We start from the raw sequence: 20,627 nt of genomic DNA, 5'->3' as shown, positions 1-20,627 counted from the left end.
GTATCGTCAAGTCAATGATCATGTATAAAGAGCGTGCATGCGTAAAATAAAGGAGTCTGCCGACGGCAGACTCCTTTTCAACTTGGTCGCACGAAGCTACCATCTCTCCCACACTTTCCAACAACCTATTGCTTAGGCAATTGGAAAGAGCTTTTCAACGATACAACACGGTTAAATACAGGCTCACCCGGTTTGGAAAGCTTCGGATCGACACTGAAATAACCATGACGGAAAAATTGGAACTTGTCCTGCGATTGAGCTTCTTTCATGTTCGGCTCGACATAGCCATGAGCAATTTCCAAAGAGTTCGGATTCAATTGGTCAAGGAATGTTTTTTCCGATGCATCCTCTTCAATCTCTTCCGTGTCCTCTGCGTTAATCAAAGGCTCATACAAACGGAATTCGGCAGGTACAGCCTGAGTAGCCTCTACCCAGTGGATTGTGCCTTTCACTTTACGTCCAGTAAAGCCTGATCCGCTCTTGGTTTCTACATCATAGGTACAGTGGATTTCCGTTACATTTCCGTCTGCGTCCTTAATCACATCGTTGCATTTAATGAAGTAAGCATGCTTGAGACGTACTTCATTACCAGGGAACAAACGGAAGTATTTGCTCGGCGGATTTTCCATGAAGTCCTCACGCTCAATATAAATTTCACGTGAAAACGGAATTTGACGTGTACCGAGTTCCGGATTTTCAGTATTATTTTCCGCCTCCAGCATTTCAACTTGTCCTTCAGGATAGTTTGTGATAACCACCTTCAACGGATCTATGACTGCCATGGTGCGAGGTGCCTTAAGCTTCAAATCCTCACGTACAAAATGCTCCAGTACCTGTAAATCGATGACTCCGTAGGCTTTGGAAATGCCTGTCTCATATACGAAGCTACGGATGGCCTCCGGCGTGTAGCCGCGACGACGTAAACCGGAAATCGTCGGCATACGCGGATCATCCCAACCATCTACGTGCTTTTCATCGACCAGAAGCTTGAGCTTACGTTTGCTGGTTACGGTTTGAGCCAGGTTCAGCCGTCCAAATTCGTATTGGTGCGGTACCTTTTCCATCTCGCATTCAGCTACAACCCAATCGTACAGCGGGCGCTGATCTTCGAACTCCAGCGAACAGAGCGAGTGCGTTACTCCCTCAATCGCATCTTCCAGCGGATGAGCATAGGAGTACATTGGATAGATGCACCATGTGTCGCCTGTATTGTGATGTGCTGTGTGTGAAATGCGGTAAATAACCGGATCACGTAAATTAATGTTTCCTGAAGCCATATCAATTTTGGCACGCAGCACCTTTTCACCATTTTGGTATTTGCCTGCACGCATCTCTTCAAACAGCTTCAGATTGTCTTCAACACTGCGATCCCGATAAGGGCTATTTTCCCCCGGTTCGGTCAGTGTGCCACGAGTTTCGCGGATTTGGTCCGCACTTTGGTCATCCACGTAGGCTTTACCCTTTTGGATCAGCAGGATGGCACGCTTGTACATTTCTTCGAAATAATTGGAGGCAAAATGTTTTTCCTCCCATTCATAACCGAGCCACTTCACGTCCTCCTGGATGGAGTTCACGTATTCCGTGTCTTCCTTCGCCGGATTGGTGTCGTCAAAACGCAGATTGGTGCGTCCTCCGAATTCATCTCCCAGCGAGAAATTGATCCAGATAGCTTTGGCATGTCCAATATGCAAATATCCGTTAGGTTCAGGCGGAAATCGTGTAACAACCTCCTTTACCTTACCCGTACGTAAGTCCTCTTCAATAACATTTTTAATAAAATTGGGGGGAGTGATCGGCTTCTCCACGCTAATCAACCTTTCTTCCGTATAATCTGTGTAAAACCTGTTCCCTTAAATATACCCTTTCACACCGCATAACTCAATAAAATGAAAATCCTTATGCTCGCTTCATCAAAAAAAGTGACAAGTTATGAAAAAGAGTTAACATTTTCGGCAAATAAATTCGTTATAGTGTATATATCTTTTATTTTGCCCGGAAAAGGAGACACACCCGTGTTTAAGCTGCTCATTGTGATCCTGCTGTCTATGCTTTTGTCCTCTTCCGTCATGACTTCCGGTCATCCTTCACCGGACCCGGTGAACGAAACCGTACAATCTCGTCCGCTAGCCAGCGCTCCAGAAGACTCATCCGTCCGCTTATATGCTGTTAATCCGTCACAGGGATTATTCCATTCGGCTGTACTGGAAATCGGTCAGCAACTCCGCACATTCCGATGGTCGGGCTCGGCAGATATCTCCACCGCACCACAATTATATTACAGGGATGTGAACGGGGATGGTGTCCGTGAAGCCGTCGTGATTATCACACGCGCCTCGGGAACGGGTGTCGAATTGCAGGAGTTGCATATTGTTAACGCACGCACGATGGAAGAATATGCGGTCGAATCTGCAGCAGATGCTGTGTCCCAGCGCGTACACAGCTCAGTGGAGCTACGTGATCACGACCGCCAGGTCCATATTGCTGTTACGATTGACGGTGCTACACATACGATGGACCCTAAAGCATCAGTATTTTACGATGATCCAGCCCAATTTACAAAGCATCTCGATTTTAGCTCTGTCGTAATGTATGATGCCGAACAACTTCCTCTGCAAGCCACTGTATCTGGCAGTGTATCCCCAAGCGAATTTGTAGGGGATTTGGATCTGAAATATGTATACGAGCATGAACGGTTCCGGGTGGGACCTATAGAATTTGAAGCTTCCTCTCCCTTTTGACGACTCTCGCAGAATAAGGTAGCATGGGATTAAATGCTAGACTGGCTGGTTTAGCGATTTTCCGAGTGAAAGAGGGGATCAATCATGTTTACATATGCGTTGGACGAACGCACAGTCCTTCGGCCGCTCACCAAGGAGCATGTGCAGCCTCTGTTTGAGCTGATCGAAATGTCCCGTGACCGCCTGCGTCAATGGCTTCCATGGGTAGACTCCACCACGGAAATCAGCCACACAGAGCAGTTCGTACAGGGCGCCTTGAAACAAGCCGCAGAGAACGGTAGCCTGACCGCCGGAATTTGGATAGACAACGAGCTTGCTGGCATCATCAGCTACCATGAGATCAATTGGACTCACCGTTCGGTTAGCATCGGATACTGGCTTGGACATGGATACGAAGGACAAGGTCTTATGACCAGCGCCTGCCGCGTATTCGTTGAATATGCTTTGATGGAGCTGGACTTGCATCGGGTCGAAATCCGTTGTGCAACTACGAACCGCCGCAGCCGCGGTATTCCGGAACGTTTGGGCTTTGTGCTCGAAGGCATTGTACGCGAAGCGGAATTGCTGCCCGACGGCTACATGAACCACGCAGTGTATGGTATGCTTCAAAATGAATGGAAGCAACTTCGGTAATATTGTATTATACAACAACGCCGCAGACCTGATCAGGTCTGCGGCGTTGTTTGTTTAGGCCGGACATAAAACCGAATGTTGCTATCTGTGCCTCCCGCCTATTTTAAGAAATAGGCCATTAACACATCATCCACGAATTGGCCTGCTATGTAAAACTCCTCATGCAAACGTCCTTCAATCGCAAAACCACTTTTTTCATAAAACATAAGGGCTTCCGTGTTGCATGAGAGTACACGCAAACTCAACTTGCGTATGCCCTCGGCAGCTGCAATGTCCTTCATGGAGTTCATGAGCGCCGTCCCAATACCTTTGCGATGATAGGCTGGATGTACAGCTATATTTATTTCCAATACATGACAATTACTAGCCAACAGCGTTGGAGGACGAAATCCAATATACCCGCAGAGTACTTCCTGTTCGATGGCGACCAGTTGGGAGCCCGGAGGCGTATTGCGCAAAAACTCTCCGCGAGACTTCCAGGACAGCGAAGCGGGAGCCGTACGTTCATTCCATACCAATTCATCCAGCGCAATCAGATCAGGAGCATCCTTCATCTCCGAATGACGTATCGTCAAGGGTTGACTTGTAAACAATTCCTTTCAATCCTTCCTGTGAAGGCTTTCCTGAAGCAATAACTGCAATCATTCGTCACTTATTGTACCATAATCACCGCTCATTACTGAACTTTTATTAGGACTTAAGAACTGGGAACATCAGCCTTGGAAGTAGTATCAAAAGTATCCAAATCATGTCGGTAACGGTTCAACCAGCTATGCAGGACGAAAAACAGGATCGACAACACCGCTACGCCCGCTGCCAGCCAAAGTGTAGGCGGTAACCCACCACCATCATACAACTTCCCCATAATATAAGGCCCCATTACCCGTCCGGCTGCGCCAATACCCCCCACAAGCCCAATGTAAAAGGGTGCACCCCGACCTCCATGATCAGACAGGAATGCTGGAACCGCAGGTGCAATCAGCATTTCTCCCAGGGTCGCCAGAACCATAGCGAATATCATCCCAGTATAGTTCTGTGTGCCCAGCATGACAATATAAGCCGCCAAATAAAATCCCCCAGCCCATGTCATTTGCGCTGAAGCGTGATGAGCGTACAGTCGTTTTATCCAAAAAATAATGGGTTGTGCGGCAAAAATAAGGATACCATTCAGTGTCCATAGTAACCCATACATCGTTTTAGGCAAGCCCTGCTCAATAATATGGGGAGACACTCCTGTATTCCAGATCGAATTGCCGAACCATAAAAAAAGCGAGCCTACCCCCACAAAGAGATACAATCTGGTATCACGAAACAGCAAACGAGCTGGTATTTCCTCTCTTTTCTTCACGGACTTGCTGAGCTGTACTTCTCCCTCTTCTCGATCTACCCTGCTTAGATAAGACCAGAAGAACCCGGCAAATACCGCAGAAGTCACCCCGTTCATCACAAAGCTGAGCTGATAGGAAAGGTCAGCCAGAACGCCGCTCAATCCCGTACCCACTGCAACCCCAATATTGTTAGCGACATAAATAATATTAAACAGCTCTCCACGACGGTCAGCGAAACGAAAACCTACAAAGGCCTGAATCGCAGGCACAGATACGACATTAAAAAAGCCGATAAAGCCCATCATGATGACAAACGCTACCCAATGACCACTGGTAAATGGAAGCGTGAGAAGTCCCAGCGCGTTCATCGCCAGTGAGCCAACAATCAATTTTTTGGCTCCAATACGATGATAGAGGGCTCCGCCCAGCACTTGACCAAAAATTCCGCCCAGAGACTGCACTAAAATCGCAATCCCTGCATCTCCCATACTACGGTTCAGTTCGTCAAACACATACATGCTAACCAACGGCCACATCAGGGAACTTCCAGCAGAATTAATCAGGCTAGCAACGAGAAACACTTTCACTTCTTTCGGATAAGACTCCAACCATTTCATATCTTTTGTTTCTCCTTTTGCATCTGACGCCATAAATGGCATTATCTCATTGGCGCTTCACATTCACCACCGTTGAGAAGAAAGTAGCCCCCTGTCCCATATCCGACAGCCGATCAGAGGTTAACACATTGGCACGCTGTCTGCGTCCTTTGCCTTCCCACCATAATCCCTGGCTAATCACTGTACCGGGCAGCATCAGATCGGTGACTTTGGCTTTCAGCTCATACGTCCCCCGATCATTCCATACGGTAACCGGTTCCCCATCCGCGATGCCTCTTGTCTGAGCATCCTCCGGGTGAATTTGTAGCAAGGGCTCCCGCTCCAGCCGCTGATGCTTGGGTAAGTTAGCGAAAGTAGAATTCAGAAAATTATGGTTTGGCGGTGAAATAAACATTAATGGAAACCGCTCGTCCGCTTGCGGTCGATGCTCTCCATCATACCCTTCAATCAGCGGCACATATGAAGGCATCGCGGGCAGACCTGCTTGTTTCATTTTTTTCGAATATAGCTCAATCTTGCCTGAAGGCGTGGTTAGACGATCCAAATAAGTGGCCTTTGGCGACATATCGAGCTTTACAAAAGGTGACTTCTTTAAGGCTTCCAAGGTTACACCGTTGAGATAAGGGTTCGTTGGATTATCCAGCGCGCCTGCGATCATGTCCGCTTCACTTTCCGTAAAGGCAGCTTCGTCAAAGCCCATAGCCCGTCCGAGCAGGCTAAACAGCTCATAATTGCTTTTGCTTTCCCCGAGTGGAGCAATGACGGGTTCCTGCATCTGGACATAGTGATGCCAGTAGGATTTATATAGGTCTGTACCCTCAAAGGAAGACGCTGCAGGCAGCACAATATCGGCATAACGGGCCGTATCCGTAAGAAACAGGTCATGTACGACTGTGAACAAATCCTCTCGTTCAAATCCTTCAGTCACCCGTTCCGAATCGGGAGCTACAACTACCGGGTTACTGCAGTATACAAATAACGCCTTAATCGGCTGTTCCTTCTGTAGCAGCGCTTCTCCGATCCGGTTCATGTTGATCACCCGGGCATCCGGGTTCTGTCGCAGATCAGGACGCGCCAGATTGGCGCCGTTAAATTTGCCATAAGCGCCATTAGAGCGTGACGCTCCCCCGCCGTGCTTTAGCCATTGTCCAGTGAGCGCAGGCAAGCATGTAACCGCACGTACGTTCATACCGCCATTATCATGATGCTGAAGCCCATTACCTATATTGATATACGCTGCTCGCGCAGTTCCGTACATTTCCGCTAAACGGATAATATCTGCTTCCGGCACGCCGGTAATCCGCGAAACTCGCTCTGGTGAATATGTCTTAACATGCTCGCGCAGTTCCTCATGGCCTACCGTGTAGCGATGTAAAAATTCGTCGTCCGTCAGTCCCTGAGCGAACAGCACATTCATAACACCCAGCGCGAGCGCCGTATCCGTCCCCGGATATAACGGAATGAACCAATCCGCCCATTGCGCCGTCCGGTTGCGATGAACGTCAATAACGACCACCTTAGCACCCTTTTTACGTGCCTTCTCAGCCAAAACGACCTGATGCATGTTGGTGCTAATGACATTTCCACCCCACACAATAATGAGGTCTGCATCCTCCGTGTCCTCCGGGCTGGTGCCGCCCTTAAAGCCCATAACGGATGCCCAGCCTTCATTCCCAGCCACGCTGCAAATCGTCTGATCCAGTTGGCTTGAACCCAGCGCATTAAAAAATCGGCGATCCATTCCATCCACACTCAATACGCCCATATTGCCATAAAAGCTGTAGGGGAGAATAGATTCCGATCCGTCCGTACGTATCAGCTCCTTGAACCGACCTGTAATGGTATCGACCGCTTCCTCCCAGCTAATTCGTTCAAACTTCCCTTGTCCTTTGGGGCCTATACGTTTCAACGGATAGAGCACCCGATCAGGATCATATACCCGCTCCGTCATATTGCGAACTTTGTTACAAATAGCGCCTTTGGTAATAGGATGATCCGGGTTCCCAGTGACCTTGACTATCTTTCCATTTTCCTTGTGAAGCAGGAGCCCACACGTATCCGGGCAATCTAACGGGCATACAGCCGGAAAAATACCGTCCTGCTGCTCCGTCATCCGCTGTCCCCTTTGTAAGTCTTGTTGAAGCGTGGCCTCAGGAGGCGCGCTATTGCGATGATCCATAGTGTTGATGCTCCTTTCCGTTACCGTTTCCAAAAATTACACTGATCTTATCATATCCACAGCTTTGACCTATGGCAAGAGAAGGATTTTCCCACACAGCCGCTAGTCCAAAATATTAAAAAATCCGTCTGCTGCATAGAGCAAAACGGATTTTTTTAAGAATCATATTTTTTTCGACATCCTGTTTCATCATATCTTACCGAGGGTAAAAGAGATCAAGGCATTATGGGACGAGAGCACACTCATCCTCCATGCCAAATCATGGACCACTCCCAAAAAAATCCGCCATGACAGGTTTCGTTCCCCCGGGCCTGTCATGGCGGATTTGCTTTGTTCATTGCTGTTTAAAGTGCCGTAATTAAGCAGGATCACTCAACGGATTTGATGTGCAACCGAAGAAGTGGTTGGAGATTCATTCACTGGATGTGCGTTGGCTTGAGGCTTTTTTAAATAGGCCAACCAGTAGGCTCCAGCCACAAACAGGCTACCTCCTACCAAATTCCCCAGCCAGACCGGAATGAAGTTCATAACATAATCTGCCCATGAAAAGTGGCCTGCAAAAATAGCCGCCGGAATGAGAAACATATTGGCAACAACGTGCTGAAATCCAATAGCGACAAAGGCCATGGTCGGGAACCAAATCCCCATAATTTTGCCGCCAATTGAGTCTGTGCTATAAGCCAGCCATACAGCCAGTGCTACGAGCCAGTTACATCCTATACCCGATATAAAAGACTGCAAAAAGCTTTCATGTAGCTTATGTCCTGCCATATCCACCACTTTGTCCAGGTAAGGGCCCGTTTCTGTCAAACCCAGCACATGGCCAAAGAAAAAAGCAACGAATAACGCACCCGCAAAATTACTGAGCGTAATAATCGCCAAATTACGAAGCATGGCCCCTGTCTTAATCCGTCCTGCCCATCTCGCCAAAGGAACCGCCATCATATTGCCGGTCAGCAATTCTCCGCCGGCGATCAAAACTAATACCAGACCTACAGGGAACACCGCAGCTCCAATAAAGGTGGCAATGCTTCCCCATTCTTTAGGCGCACTTGCAATAACACGTATATCCAGCAAAAACCCGAGTGCAATAAATGCACCTGCCAAAAATCCCAGTACCACCGCCACAGTCCACGGGTTGTTCGCCTTGGCCACTCCTGTTTCCACCGTCTTTTCGGCAATTTGCCCCGGTTTATAGCTCGCCATATGTCCCCGCTCCTTTAATATCTTTTCACTAAAATGTTCTTCTTTCATATTTTATTTAAAATCAGTGATTATGTTTGTGAAAAAAATCACTTTATCAAGCATTAAAAAAACAGCCCTTGGAAAAAGGACTGTCTTTTCTGTATTATTACATCTACTGCGCTACTACGCGCTTTGCATTTAGTTGTATTCTTCCTTTTCAACTGCTCTCAAGAACCAAATAACTCCACCGAGGCCTACCAGCGCTACGACTACAAGAAAAAGGATATAAAACAAATCCATAAGCTACTTACCCCCTAATCCTTATGCTACTCTATATTGTACTATAAGGATTCGTCCATACGTCTCAGATTGTTGACAAACTTATGAACAATGTCACAGACAAACCGAATTATACAGTAACTGGGTTCCGTTCGGATATTGTAGGCAATGCTTGTAAACCTGCTGCGTTCAGGAAATTCCAAGGCTTGTTATAATGTGGCTGGAAGAAGAAATCGACAAAGGCCAACTGGTCAATGGTCATATGATTTTGAATGGCTACGGATAGCGTGTTAATGGATTGCGTCAAATCCACCTTCGACATAATTTGTGCCCCCAAAATTCTCCGTGTCTCCTGCTCATATACCACTTTCAGTAATACCTTTTCGGAGGTTGGCATAAATTCAGGCCGGTAGCTGTCTTCAATGGTTACAGCTTCTACAGTCATGCCTTCGTCCGTTGCCGCCGCTTCCGTCATGCCTGTTCCTGCAATATTGTCTTCGTAAATTTTGATACCCGAAGTTCCTTGGGTTCCCATGTAGGCAATGGTTGGTTGTACCAGATTACGTGCTACCAGCGTACCCATACGAACTGCGTTGGTTGCCAAAGGGATATAAGCCGTTTTGCCTGTCGGATTATAGCGGATTGCACAACTGTCACCTGCTGCAAACACGTCCGGGCAGCTACTTTGCATATAGTTATCCACAATGATCGCACCGTTAGGCAACATATCTACCTGACCTTTGAGCAGATCCGTTTGAGGTCGGAAACCGATACAGAGAATAACAAGCTCTGTTTCATATTCTCCTTTAGAGGTCACGACTTTACTTACCTTACCGTTCGTACCCTCAAAACGACTCACCGTCTCGCCAAGTACCAGCTTAATGCCATGCTCCTTCAGGGAACTTTCAATCCGGTCTGTATACTCATGGTCCAAATACTTATTCAATATACGATCAGCACTGTCGATCAGTGTTACATTTTTACCGTTCATTTGGAACGCTTCTACCAGTTCAACACCAATGTATCCTGCTCCGACGACTGTAATGTTCTGTACGTGCTGGGCTTTCTCAATGATATCATTCGAATGATTATAGTTTTTACAGAGCAAAATATGATCAAGTTCAATGCCTTCCAGCTTCGGAATAATGGGCCATGATCCTGTAGTCACAATTAATTTATCAAATGTGTCTGTAAATTCTTCACCTGTTTGGAGATTACGTGCATGCAGCGTCTTGCCTGCCGTATCCACACTCGTTACCTCATGAAGCATCTTGGTCTCTACACCCAAGTCAGCCAGTTGATCTGGAGACGAATAAAACAGTCCGTGCGGATCTTTGACGACACCACCTACGTACAGAGCAATACCACAAGATAAGAATGAAATATTATCATTACGCTCATAAACGGTAATTTCGGCATCTGGATAACATTTAGCTGTATTGACGATAGCTGCCGTGCCTGCGTGTGTACATCCGATAACTGCTACTTTCATGTTAAATTCCTCCTTGGTGTGTGGGCATAAAATGTATAATAATTGTGAATAGTTTCACGTAAACGGCTCGTTAGCGTTTGTGATTTATTTCACTTCATGCGCTTATTATAGTGTGATATTTTTCACATTACAATAGCTTTTTAAGATATTCACAATTTGTCCACATTTAAAAAAGAAAGGATATACGAGTTCAGTCGTTTGCTGAAATGTTTCTTTGCTCCATCCAGTTTTCCCTGTAAGCCTCCTGATTATGCCCTTGGAATCGACCTTCACATGATGCAACACACCTTAGACAAATGCATATGTAGAGAACAAAAAAGGTCCGTTTCCCGGAGACATTCCGGAAATCAGACCCTTTTTAAACATATACGTTGGAATTAAAGCGAAGCTACTATAGCAATTGCTCAATAGCTGCTTTCATCGCTTCAGGTGACTCCTTCGGTTCAAAACGACCCACAGGTACACCTTCACGATTCACAATGAATTTCGTGAAATTCCACTGAATTGTCCCATCTTCCTGTTCTCCAGGCTGTTGCTTTTTTAAATATTCAAACAGAGGCGCTGTATCCGGTCCGTTGACGTCCACTTTGGCGAATATAGGGAAACTAACCCCATAATTCAATTGGCAAAATTCAGCCGCTTCCTCGCTGCTGCCCGGCTCCTGACCGCCAAATTGGTTGCAAGGAAATCCTAATACAACTAATCCCCGATCCTTATATTCGTCATAAAGCTTTTGCAAATCCCCATATTGCGGGGTAAGTCCACATTTACTGGCGGTATTCGCAATAACCAGCACCTTACCGGTGTAAGTATCCAGAGAAACCTCCTGATTCGCTGGTGTTACGGCATTATGTGAATAGACAGACATACAGCATCCTCCTTCGTGTCGCTTGGTTTAGGTTACATAACCTATTTTAACCAAAACGTGACGGACATGCCAACATCCACAGTGACTTTACCGTGATGCCATCACTTCGAGTCTGCGTTCTTCGCGTTCGGAAGCGGACATTTTGGGGCAAGCATAACAATACCGCTGGCCTCCACCTGTCTTGTAATATTGGCAACAGGACGGTTTCATGTAGGTATTTTCACCGGGGCGGTAAGGATTGTCTAATTCAATGAGACGAACCGTAAACGGATTTCTTTTACGCCCGAATACCTCTCCCTCCAGCTCACGTGTCACATACATATAATCTTGTTCAAAGCGCTCCACATCCTGAGGATCAGTCAACGATGGCTGTACTCTATCCTTAAAATACAGCAATGTCAACGGAAACTGTCCCCACATTTGCCCAATAGATGCGCTCCCCACTGCAGCTATTGCCTCCAATATGGGCCGCATCTGCAAACTGTAAAAGTCACGTAACGCTTGCTGAGCCTGTCCGGAAGAATGGTCATCCCCATTGTTCCGCGTATTGTCCAGCTCTGTTAGGTCGATGACCTGGAGGCTAATAGAGGGATATTGACCTTCATAACAAATATGAAATCTGAGATTGGAAACGGACAGGTCCAGACGGCGTTCACACAGAGACACCATAAAATGCTGCGCAAACACGAGGCCACGCAACTGGTTCACAAAATAAACAGCTGCGGTCAAATCGTCTTCAGCACGCAGAAGATCGCTATAGTACTCCATTACAGAGCGGAGCTTCTCTGGTTCAAGCCATTCCGCCACTGGGCCGGAATATACTGCATCCTCCGGCGTGACTCTCACTATTTTCGCTAATTGCTCAAGCTGATTGTAATCCAGTGGTCTCATGGTATGTCTCCTTTAACCTCTTGCCGCTACTTGTGGTCTGGCATCACGTCGCTCGGCAACAGAACCCACGGGTTGCTTCTCTTCCACATTCATTTCCTTTACTGCTTGGCTTACCGCTGGCTGTCCAGCCAAAGCATATGGAAGACAGAGCGGTACACCCGTACGAGGATCTGTTACAATATCCGCCTCAATCCCGAACACCTCGCGCAGCACATCAGGAGACATAACCTCAGTTGGAGTTCCTACCGCCTCGGCCTTCCCTTTTTTGATCGCAATCATATGCTGAGCATACCGGGCCGCATGGTTCAAATCATGTACGACCATAACAATGGTGCGCTCCGCCGAAGTATTCAGATACTCTAGCAAATGCAGCACTTCCAGTTGATGCGCCATATCTAAAAATGTCGTCGGCTCATCCAGAAACAAAATATCCGTATCCTGCGCAAGCGCCATAGCAATCCAAGCACGCTGACGCTGACCGCCAGAAAGCTGATCAATCGGACGATCGTGGAACTCACTCATTCCCGTTACTTGAATGGCCCACTCTACCATTTTGCGATCTTCCGCTTTCATGGAACCAAAGCCTTTTTGATAGGGAAAACGTCCGTAAGATACCAGTTCCGTCACGGTTAATCCTTCCGGTGCAGTCGGATTTTGTGGCAAAATAGCCAGCTGTTTAGCTACTTCCCGGGTGGATTGCTTATGAATGGATTTACCGTCAAGCAGAACACTGCCGCCCTTAGGATTCATGATGCGAGCCATCGTCTTCAGAATGGTGGACTTGCCAGAACCATTTGCGCCCACCAAGGCTGTGATTTTCCCTTGCGGTATTTCTACGTTCAGATCTTCTACAATCAATCGATCTTCATAAGCAATATCCAGATTTGCCGTTTTCAGACGAAACATTTGGAATCATCCCTTTCCCTTATCCAATATATATAGTCACGGGCTTAACGCACGACTTTCATCAAAACTTCATTCTATCTTTATATAATAAAGATATTGATAATCATTATCAAGTGTTAACTGGTTTATTTCCTATATCATACAGTGCATATCATCCAATATTCCCTCAAAAAATTCAAAAAAAGATCACAGCTCCTCGAAGCTGTGATCTTTTAAATCCGGCGAATCGCATTATGACTATACAGAAGACAGTCCAAATGCTTCAGCCATGAGACGTATAGATTTCATTTTGGCATCAAAGTCGTGAATAATGCTCGCAACCATGATCTCCTGTGCATTATAGTCCTTACTTAATTGCTCAATCTGACGCTTCACCTGTTCGGGCGAACCGACCACCATACGTTTGCGATTCTCACGTATACGCATCCGGTCAAACGGCGTATACGGATACGCCAGTGCCTTTTCGACGGAAGGTGTTCCAGCGGAGCGCATTCCCTGCTCTAATAGTACAAGAGACAAGTCCATACTGGAAGCCAACCGATTCGCCTCCTCTTCGGTGTCCGCACAGATCGCAAATACGGCAACAAGCGAACGCGGTTGGTCACTATGCTGGGAAGGCTGGAAGCTTTCCTGGTATTCCTTCATAGCCCCTGTGCCACCTTCACCGTTAATGAACTGCGCAAACGCAAAGCCCACGCCACGCTCGGCTGCCAGACCTGCGCTATCACCGCTGGAGCCGAGCAACCACATTTCCGGTACAGTTTCTATGAGCGGCATCGCCTGTAGCGAACCGAAACGGTGATCATTGCCTGTGCTGTCATGTAAATAAGCTAACAGGTCATCCAACTGCTCAGGGTATAGATCTACGCCACCTCGCATTTTGCCTTCTTGCAGAGCTCTGGTAGCAATGGGCATTCCTCCAGGCGCTCGTCCCAGACCCAGATCAATGCGTCCCGGATACAACCCCTCCAGCACACGAAAGTTTTCCGCTACTTTATAAGCGCTGTAATGAGGCAGCATCACACCACCCGACCCCACTCGAATGGTTGAAGTCCGGGCGGCCAGATGTGAAATCAGTACCTCCGGACTGGACCCTGCAAGATTTGCGGCAGAATGATGCTCTGATACCCAAAAGCGATGATAACCCAAGCGTTCCGCCTCTATAGCAAGCTCAGCGGTCTTTTGTAATGCCTGCGCATGCGTCATGCCTTCCGATACCGGAGATTGGTCAAGAATGCTGAGTTTTATCATAAAAGTCTGACCTTTCTATTTTGGAATAAGGATAGGCATTAATTATAGCACGCGTAGCCACAGTTACCCAAGAGGGGCCCATATCAATTTTATAGTGAAAAAGTTTATTTTTCGTAAAGACTTGCATTCTCTTTATCCGCCTCATAGAGATGCGAACGCTTTTTAAAGAAACTATACAGATGTGTAACGATTACTTTCAAGACAGCATATCCCGGAACCGCCAGTACAATTCCCACCACACCAAACAAATTGCCTGCGGTCAGAATAACGAAGATAATCGTGATCGGATGTACTCGAAGAGATTTGCCCATAATTTGTGGAGAAATAAATTTACCCTCAATGAGCTGTACGACTGTCCATACGATAACCATCTTGAGCAGCATAATCGGTGAGGTGACCAAGGCTACAATTAACGCAGGTGTAATGGCAATGACGGGACCTAAGTAGGGGACAACGCTCGTAAAGGACGCAATGACTGCAAGCGTCAGAGAGTAGTCTAATCCAATGATTAGATAACCAATATACAACAGCGCCCCAATACAGAAGCTGACAATAATCTGCCCACGAATATAGGAACTGACCTGATGGTTCATTTCAGTCATAATGCGATCTGTTTCTTTACGAAACATAGGCGGGAGCATTTTCAGGATAAACTGTGGCAGCTTGTGTCCATCTTTTAGCAAGTAGAACAAAATAAATGGAACCGTGGCAATCGCAAGTACCGTTTCTGTAACCACGCCCAAGAAGCTGCCCACGCCCGTCCATGCATTATTAATAAAACTAGATAACTTTTCAGAAGCTTTGGAGGCCAGCTCAGATGGATTAATTTGAATGGTGTTCTGGAACTGGTTTACAAAATCGCTGCCGATCAGTTTCTCGAATTGTCGTTGTACTTGCTCGCTATAGGCAGGGAAATTTTGGATAAGCCCCTGTATTTGATCGCGGATTACAGGTACCACCGATGTAACCACAATCGCAATAACCCCTATAATGAGCAAAAACAGTACAACAATGGAGTATATTCGTTTTACCTTGTTACGCTCCAGTACATCAACCAACGGATTGAACAGATAGTACAACACGCCGGATAAAATGACAGGGAGAATTATCGTTTTCAGCAGCACCATGACAGGTGTGAATATGTATGAAATTTTGGTAAGCACCAAGATATTCAAGCCGATCAGCAGCAGTACCAGCAGGAATAACACAAACTTGTTGTTCAGAAAAAACTTCTTGAATCGGTCTTTCCATGCCGGAGTTATTTCCACACCACATTCCCCTTCTCTTTACACAATTGAGTATACGTTCTTCATAGATACGATATATTTTTGGAACAAAATATACAAGGTTATACCCAAATAAACACAAAAGCAAACAAAGTTGTACGTCATCGTACGAACTTCGCTTGCTTTCGAAGGGTTATGGAGTATCATTTATCGTGGTTGCAGCATCCACCGTCGTGGTCACAGGTTTGTTCTCCTGTTCAAAAAGATTCTGTATGAAGCGCTTGAGCTTTCTTTCGTCCACACCCAACACCTGCGCACCCTTAATGGTTTCCCCGCGTACCAATTCATTTGGTGGGATTTGCTGCTTCGCTACTGTTGTTGCATCGATATTAAAGCCCAATGAAGCCAATTGCAGCATTTCCGTAGTACTGAGATTCGTTTCAATATAAGGAGAAATGCTATTTAAAATACTTGGCAGTTTGATTAGAGATGAGGTTGACTGAATTTTACCGCCAAGCTCGGTAATGAATTTGCGTTGCCGCTCCGTACGCGTAAAATCGGAAGTCGCATCATGACGGAAGCGTACATATTGCAAGGCTGTTTTACCGTCCATGTGCTGCATTCCCTTTTTCAAATCAATATCAAACTGGTGTTTATCTGCCTTGGAGGTATAGTGCATATCTTTTTCGACATCCAGGTCAATACCACCCACAGAATCAACCAACGCAATAAAGCCATTAAAATCAGTATATACATAATATTGAATCGGTATCCCCAACAGGTCGCTCACGGTCTGTCTGGTTAAATCCGGTCCACCGTAGGAAAAAGCAGCATTCAATCGACTTTGCCCATGACCTGGGATATTGACGTACGTATCACGAAGAATCGACATAAGTGTAGCCTTTTTCGTAACCGGATCAATAGAAGCAACCATAACGGAGTCAGAACGCCCTGAATCCTCTCCACGGGAGTCGCCGCCTAGCAGCAGAATATTCACTCTTTCTGTCCCATCCCATTCTGGTGGGAGCGATACCTCTACAGGTTGTACATTGGTTTGAGTTTGTGCCTGCGGTTTGAATTTCGAATCCTGTCCGGAAGCAACCGAAATTTGGTTCGTAAAATGATATATAGAATACGTATAATATCCGCCCACTAAAAGAACAGCCGCAGTCACAGAAATGCCTAACCATTTTAAAAATTTTCGCATATTTTCGGGTAACCTCGCTTTTATTCATCATCGTTCGGCTTTTAAAAGCATACCCTCCCTGCAAGTTATCTGTCAATTCGCGTCGTCTGTTCTAGTGGTCGTCCGGATACCATGGATTCAAATGGACAAGCACCTCATAAACCCGCGGTTCCTGCTTCATGACAGCCCCCTTAATCAGTCGGATAATATCGTGTCCCTGCTGAATCGTCAAAGAGGCATCCACTGAAGCGCGGATATCCACGATAATATAATGGCCGTGCTCACGGGCACGGATACGGTCAATACGTTGAACCTCAGCTACACTCAGTGCGGCTGCGGCGTAGCTTTCAATTTCCTCCGTGGCAATCGCTTTTTCCATAAGCACATCTATGGATTCACGGCCCATTTCCCACGCTAATTTCAGAACTAGCAATGCCACTACGAATCCCGCAATAGGGTCACCGTAGGATAAGATTGAAATGCTCCAGTGCTCCCCAATCAGCCCCAAACCGATACCCAGTACAGCAGCCCCAGAGGCGTACACATCAGCGAGATGATCTTTTGCCGTTGCGATAAGACCCTGACTATTGGCCGCTCTCCCGATACGAATCGTGTAGATATACAACCACTGTTTCCAGAGCAAGGAAATAATGGCGGCCACCAATGCCAGTATATGCTCCTGTGGCATCGGTTCGAACAGTGCTGCAATCGAATGATAGCCGATAAATATGCCCGCTCCAAACAATATGACCGCCACCACGCTTGCACCGATCACTTCTGCTTTGCCGTGACCATAAGGATGATCCTCATCCGGCGGCTGGCTGGATATGCGCATCGCTCCCAGTGCCGTTGCAGAGGCAATCACGTCCCCTGCATTATGCACACCATCGGCCACCAGCACCTTGCTGTTGAACATAAGTCCTGTAATAATTTTAATGCCGGTTAATAGGATGTTGCTAATCAGGCTGATCCATGCTGAGACCATGGCGCGCTTGCCCATATCCTGTTCCTGCATGATGTATAACCCCTCCAAATTTATCTTTTGAAAAATGTATCCTGAACGCTGATCATTTATTTCAAGGTAGCTCCGCTGATCATGTCATCTTATGGTGCTGCTCCTTCAAGCGTTATGGGTGAAGATTACAATAGCCCCGGAAGATGAGCCTCCCCGGGGCTATTATGATAACCATACTGGAGTATTCTATGAGAATACTCCTGTTTTATCTATCTGGACCGTCCGCGACGGCCTCCTTGTCCTTGACCACCACGCGGGCCGCCTTTGGCTTGTCCACCGCGGCCACCTTGGCCTCCGCGTGCAGAACCGCCGCTGCTGCGGTCATATCCACCACGCTCGCTGCTTTGCCCTACCGAGCGGCCTTGGCCTCCGCGTGCGGAACCGCCGCTACTGCGGTCATATCCGCCACGCTCGCTGCTTTGCCCTGCCGAGCGGCCTTGGCCTCCGCGTGCGGAACCGCCGCCGCTGCTGCGGTCATATCCGCCACGCTCGCTGCTTTGTCCTGCCGAGCGGCCTTGGCCTCCGCGTGCAGAACCACTGCTGCTGCGGTCATATCCGCCACGCTCGCTGCTGCCGCGGCTAGAACGACGTTCGCCGCCTGTGGCATCACGACGACCCGCCTGTTCGCGGCCGCTGCCCCGGCGTCCGCCGCCGGAGTCGTTGCCGCCGTAGGAACGGCGGTCGTTTCTGCCCGAACGGCGTTCTCGACCCTGTCGATCAGCCGTATCGGAAGCAGGTCTACGCTGTCCGCCGCCCTCACTGCTGGTGAATGTGACACCAGCAACTTTCTGGATGTTCCGAAGCTCTGGAACATCTCTTGGCGTAGCGAGCGTCACTGCCACGCCTTTGCCTCCGGCACGGCCGGTACGCCCGATGCGGTGGATGTAGCTTTCGGCATCCTGTGGCATGTCATAGTTAAAGACATGCGTGACGCCTTCTACATCCAGGCCGCGCGCAGCTACATCAGTCGCTACGAGCAATTGGAGTTTCGCTTCCCGGAACGCCTTCATCACTTGCTCCCGCTTGTTCTGGGACAAATCTCCGTGAAGCTCACCGCTCTCAAAGCCCATCTCTTGCAGCTCTTCGTTCAGTTTGGCAGCCCGGCGCTTCGTACGGCAGAAAATAACAGCCAAGTACGGGCGATCCGTATTCAGCATATCCACCAATGCCTGTTGCTTACCACGGTCTGTTGTTTGCACAACGACCTGACGGATTTGGCTCACCGGAACGGAAGAAGCGGATTTCACTTTGACATCTACGGGTTCGTTCATATATACACGAGCCAGCTTGCGAATACCGGCTGGCATCGTAGCGGAAAACAGCATCGTCTGTCTCCGGTAAGGAACCTCCTGAAGAATCGTCTCCACATCGTTCAAAAAGCCCATGTGTAACATTTGGTCGGCTTCGTCCAGGACCAGCATTTTAATGCCACCCAGATCCAGCGTGCCACGTCTCAGGTGATCCAGCAGTCGCCCAGGTGTACCAATAATCAGTTGTGCGCCGCCTTTCAGTTTACGAAGCTGACGCTCTACGTCCTGTCCTCCATAAACAGCCAGTAAAGACAAACTTGGCTCCGTCGCAGCCAATATGTTGGCTTCCTCTGTAATTTGGAGCGCCAATTCACGCGTAGGTGCAATCACGAGCGCCTGCGGGTGTCGCTTATCCAAATTCAGCTTTTGTAGAATCGGCAGTAAAAACGCAAGCGTCTTCCCTGTTCCCGTATGTGCCTCGGCGATAACATCCTGACCTTCCATCAACAGTGGAATCGACTCCTGCTGTACAGGAGTTGGGGATGAAATTCCCTGTTCTTTCAAGGCTTCTACCCAATGCTGCTCTACGCCTAATGCTGCAAAATTCTTCAAGTGGTATTCACTTCCTTTTTCTGTATTCAATATGTGTCACGTAAAATAGGTTCATGTGCCATATGACATCTATCGTTCCATAGTTCAGAATTCCCATTTTTGTATCGGTTCTCATTCTCCCCTTTTCAGGAAGGGAGCTTATCCGTTATCGTTGAATCTGTTCATGTAACCAACATACGACCGCAATGCGGCTCAGGCCCGTTCCATCTATGACTTTCCTAGTATACGCGAAGTTGAACTGGTTTCCAAACGATTTTAATGAACAGTACCACAGTCAATGTAAAAGGTGAATTCGATCTTCATGTCATATATTATGGTATATGAATTGGTAATTCATGAATAAAGGATGGATGCTTGTGGTTAACAACCTGCATTATAATTTCATAATGACCGGTTCCTTGTCGGAGAAGCACACTTTGTTTGCCGAAGAGTGCTTTACTAACCTGTTCGATTGTTTTGAAACGCTCCTGAATATATCAGGAATCCGCAATACCCGTGTGTCAGTCTATCAATCCGGGGCTAAAAAGGCCAAACACGGTAAGATTCGCTGGGACAAGCAGGAGTTGCTTCGTATTGTTACCGATGATGAATTGATTCCGTTGATGCTAGCTATCGAGGCTCCCAGTATCAAATCATCCTATAACAAAGGGACAACGCCGGAAGTGTACATTCTTTTGTCCAATGACCCCATGTGCCAATCTTCTAATCATTGCGGCATGCTCGTTTCAATCCGTCAGGACGTTTATGAAAGTATCGACCAAGCAATCGTCGAAGACGTTATGATGAAGCTGAGCCAGTGGTTAAAGGCAAACAAGCTGCTACACAGCTCGCGTAACTTTTATGCTGGCAGTAAAGCACGCGCTATTATGGATATTCTTCCATTTATGCTCGAACAGGATACCCCGGATATGAAGTATGTTTTTCAAACGTGGACTCCGTTCCCTTTACCACACACTTAAACAATCCGTCAT

Annotated in this window: 17 protein-coding genes; 3 read left to right on the top strand and 14 right to left on the bottom strand. The window is 47.3% G+C overall.

All coding sequences use genetic code 11. From position 1 onward, the window contains the following. Positions 1 to 125: 125 nt before the first annotated feature. The gene (locus NLX82_RS15335) at positions 126 to 1,805 is read right to left on the bottom strand and encodes a glutamine--tRNA ligase/YqeY domain fusion protein (RefSeq protein WP_068939324.1); all 1,680 of its coding nucleotides are present in this window, start codon (positions 1,803 to 1,805) and stop codon (positions 126 to 128) included. A gap of 207 nt (positions 1,806 to 2,012) precedes the next feature. Between NLX82_RS15335 and NLX82_RS15330 the strand changes: the two genes are divergently transcribed. Both NLX82_RS15330 and NLX82_RS15325 read left to right on the top strand, forming a co-directional pair. Beyond that, positions 2,013 to 2,738 (top strand): copper amine oxidase, encoded by a 726-nt coding sequence (locus tag NLX82_RS15330; protein ID WP_068938949.1) that lies wholly within the window; start codon positions 2,013 to 2,015, stop codon positions 2,736 to 2,738. Between the two features lie 84 nt (positions 2,739 to 2,822). Next, positions 2,823 to 3,371, top strand: coding sequence for a GNAT family N-acetyltransferase (locus NLX82_RS15325; protein WP_028540721.1), 549 nt, complete (start codon positions 2,823 to 2,825; stop codon positions 3,369 to 3,371). Positions 3,372 to 3,469: 98 nt separating this feature from the next. Here NLX82_RS15325 and NLX82_RS15320 read toward each other — a convergent pair whose 3' ends face one another. The 13 genes from NLX82_RS15320 to NLX82_RS15260 form a co-directional block, all read right to left on the bottom strand. Next, a complete protein-coding gene (locus tag NLX82_RS15320) occupies positions 3,470 to 3,964 on the bottom strand; it encodes a GNAT family N-acetyltransferase (protein ID WP_039271600.1) in 495 nt (164 codons plus the stop codon). 104 nt (positions 3,965 to 4,068) lie between these two features. Next, the gene (locus NLX82_RS15315) at positions 4,069 to 5,316 is read right to left on the bottom strand and encodes an MFS transporter (RefSeq protein WP_068938950.1); all 1,248 of its coding nucleotides are present in this window, start codon (positions 5,314 to 5,316) and stop codon (positions 4,069 to 4,071) included. Between the two features lie 46 nt (positions 5,317 to 5,362). Further along, positions 5,363 to 7,495, bottom strand: a complete 2,133-nt coding sequence (locus tag NLX82_RS15310) for a molybdopterin-containing oxidoreductase family protein (protein WP_254348482.1) — start codon at positions 7,493 to 7,495, stop codon at positions 5,363 to 5,365. Between the two features lie 372 nt (positions 7,496 to 7,867). Further along, entirely contained in the window at positions 7,868 to 8,701 is an 834-nt protein-coding gene (locus NLX82_RS15305; protein ID WP_023990747.1) for a formate/nitrite transporter family protein, read from the bottom strand. A gap of 388 nt (positions 8,702 to 9,089) precedes the next feature. After that, positions 9,090 to 10,451: an FAD-dependent oxidoreductase gene (locus NLX82_RS15300; protein ID WP_013312369.1), complete on the bottom strand. Its 1,362-nt coding sequence runs from the start codon at positions 10,449 to 10,451 to the stop codon at positions 9,090 to 9,092. A 391-nt stretch (positions 10,452 to 10,842) separates the two neighbouring features. Continuing rightward, complete coding sequence (locus NLX82_RS15295; RefSeq protein ID WP_023990749.1) at positions 10,843 to 11,319, bottom strand: glutathione peroxidase; 477 nt, start codon at positions 11,317 to 11,319, stop codon at positions 10,843 to 10,845. Between the two features lie 87 nt (positions 11,320 to 11,406). Next, complete coding sequence (locus NLX82_RS15290) at positions 11,407 to 12,210, bottom strand: hypothetical protein (protein WP_028540725.1); 804 nt, start codon at positions 12,208 to 12,210, stop codon at positions 11,407 to 11,409. 12 nt (positions 12,211 to 12,222) lie between these two features. Then, the gene (locus NLX82_RS15285; protein ID WP_023990751.1) at positions 12,223 to 13,116 is read right to left on the bottom strand and encodes an ABC transporter ATP-binding protein; all 894 of its coding nucleotides are present in this window, start codon (positions 13,114 to 13,116) and stop codon (positions 12,223 to 12,225) included. 237 nt (positions 13,117 to 13,353) lie between these two features. After that, the gene (locus NLX82_RS15280; RefSeq protein WP_028540726.1) at positions 13,354 to 14,367 is read right to left on the bottom strand and encodes an LLM class flavin-dependent oxidoreductase; all 1,014 of its coding nucleotides are present in this window, start codon (positions 14,365 to 14,367) and stop codon (positions 13,354 to 13,356) included. A gap of 104 nt (positions 14,368 to 14,471) precedes the next feature. Beyond that, on the bottom strand, positions 14,472 to 15,635 hold the full coding sequence (locus tag NLX82_RS15275) for an AI-2E family transporter (protein WP_254348475.1): 1,164 nt from the start codon (positions 15,633 to 15,635) through the stop codon (positions 14,472 to 14,474). A gap of 151 nt (positions 15,636 to 15,786) precedes the next feature. Further along, entirely contained in the window at positions 15,787 to 16,800 is a 1,014-nt protein-coding gene (locus tag NLX82_RS15270) for an LCP family protein (protein WP_013312376.1), read from the bottom strand. A 91-nt stretch (positions 16,801 to 16,891) separates the two neighbouring features. Continuing rightward, entirely contained in the window at positions 16,892 to 17,794 is a 903-nt protein-coding gene (locus tag NLX82_RS15265) for a cation diffusion facilitator family transporter (RefSeq protein WP_023990753.1), read from the bottom strand. Positions 17,795 to 18,003: 209 nt separating this feature from the next. Beyond that, entirely contained in the window at positions 18,004 to 19,656 is a 1,653-nt protein-coding gene (locus NLX82_RS15260) for a DEAD/DEAH box helicase (protein WP_254348473.1), read from the bottom strand. 350 nt (positions 19,657 to 20,006) lie between these two features. Here NLX82_RS15260 and NLX82_RS15255 point away from each other — a divergent pair, with 350 nt between their 5' ends. Next, positions 20,007 to 20,615 carry a hypothetical protein gene (locus NLX82_RS15255; protein WP_254348603.1) on the top strand — a complete coding sequence of 203 codons (609 nt, stop codon included), beginning with the start codon at positions 20,007 to 20,009 and terminating at the stop codon, positions 20,613 to 20,615. Positions 20,616 to 20,627 lie beyond the last annotated feature (12 nt).

The organism is Paenibacillus sp. A3M_27_13 (assembly GCF_024213315.1).
Lineage (GTDB): Bacteria > Bacillota > Bacilli > Paenibacillales > Paenibacillaceae > Paenibacillus > Paenibacillus polymyxa_B.
The sequence above is the reverse complement of the archived record's forward strand: the minus strand, read 5'-3'. Positions and strand labels throughout refer to the sequence as shown.

What these genes read in the sequence shown, in the direction of transcription:
- NLX82_RS15295 (WP_023990749.1), bottom strand. Translation starts at nt 11,319, where the DNA reads ATGTCTGTCTATTCACATAATGCCGTAACACCAGCGAATCAGGAGGTT.
- NLX82_RS15270 (WP_013312376.1), bottom strand. Translation starts at nt 16,800, where the DNA reads ATGCGAAAATTTTTAAAATGGTTAGGCATTTCTGTGACTGCGGCTGTT.
- NLX82_RS15290 (WP_028540725.1), bottom strand. Translation starts at nt 12,210, where the DNA reads ATGAGACCACTGGATTACAATCAGCTTGAGCAATTAGCGAAAATAGTG.
- NLX82_RS15265 (WP_023990753.1), bottom strand. Translation starts at nt 17,794, where the DNA reads ATGCAGGAACAGGATATGGGCAAGCGCGCCATGGTCTCAGCATGGATC.
- NLX82_RS15300 (WP_013312369.1), bottom strand. Translation starts at nt 10,451, where the DNA reads ATGAAAGTAGCAGTTATCGGATGTACACACGCAGGCACGGCAGCTATC.
- NLX82_RS15285 (WP_023990751.1), bottom strand. Translation starts at nt 13,116, where the DNA reads ATGTTTCGTCTGAAAACGGCAAATCTGGATATTGCTTATGAAGATCGA.
- NLX82_RS15315 (WP_068938950.1), bottom strand. Translation starts at nt 5,316, where the DNA reads ATGAAATGGTTGGAGTCTTATCCGAAAGAAGTGAAAGTGTTTCTCGTT.
- NLX82_RS15280 (WP_028540726.1), bottom strand. Translation starts at nt 14,367, where the DNA reads ATGATAAAACTCAGCATTCTTGACCAATCTCCGGTATCGGAAGGCATG.
- NLX82_RS15255 (WP_254348603.1), top strand. Translation starts at nt 20,007, where the DNA reads ATGCTTGTGGTTAACAACCTGCATTATAATTTCATAATGACCGGTTCC.
- NLX82_RS15305 (WP_023990747.1), bottom strand. Translation starts at nt 8,701, where the DNA reads ATGGCGAGCTATAAACCGGGGCAAATTGCCGAAAAGACGGTGGAAACA.
- NLX82_RS15325 (WP_028540721.1), top strand. Translation starts at nt 2,823, where the DNA reads ATGTTTACATATGCGTTGGACGAACGCACAGTCCTTCGGCCGCTCACC.
- NLX82_RS15310 (WP_254348482.1), bottom strand. Translation starts at nt 7,495, where the DNA reads ATGGATCATCGCAATAGCGCGCCTCCTGAGGCCACGCTTCAACAAGAC.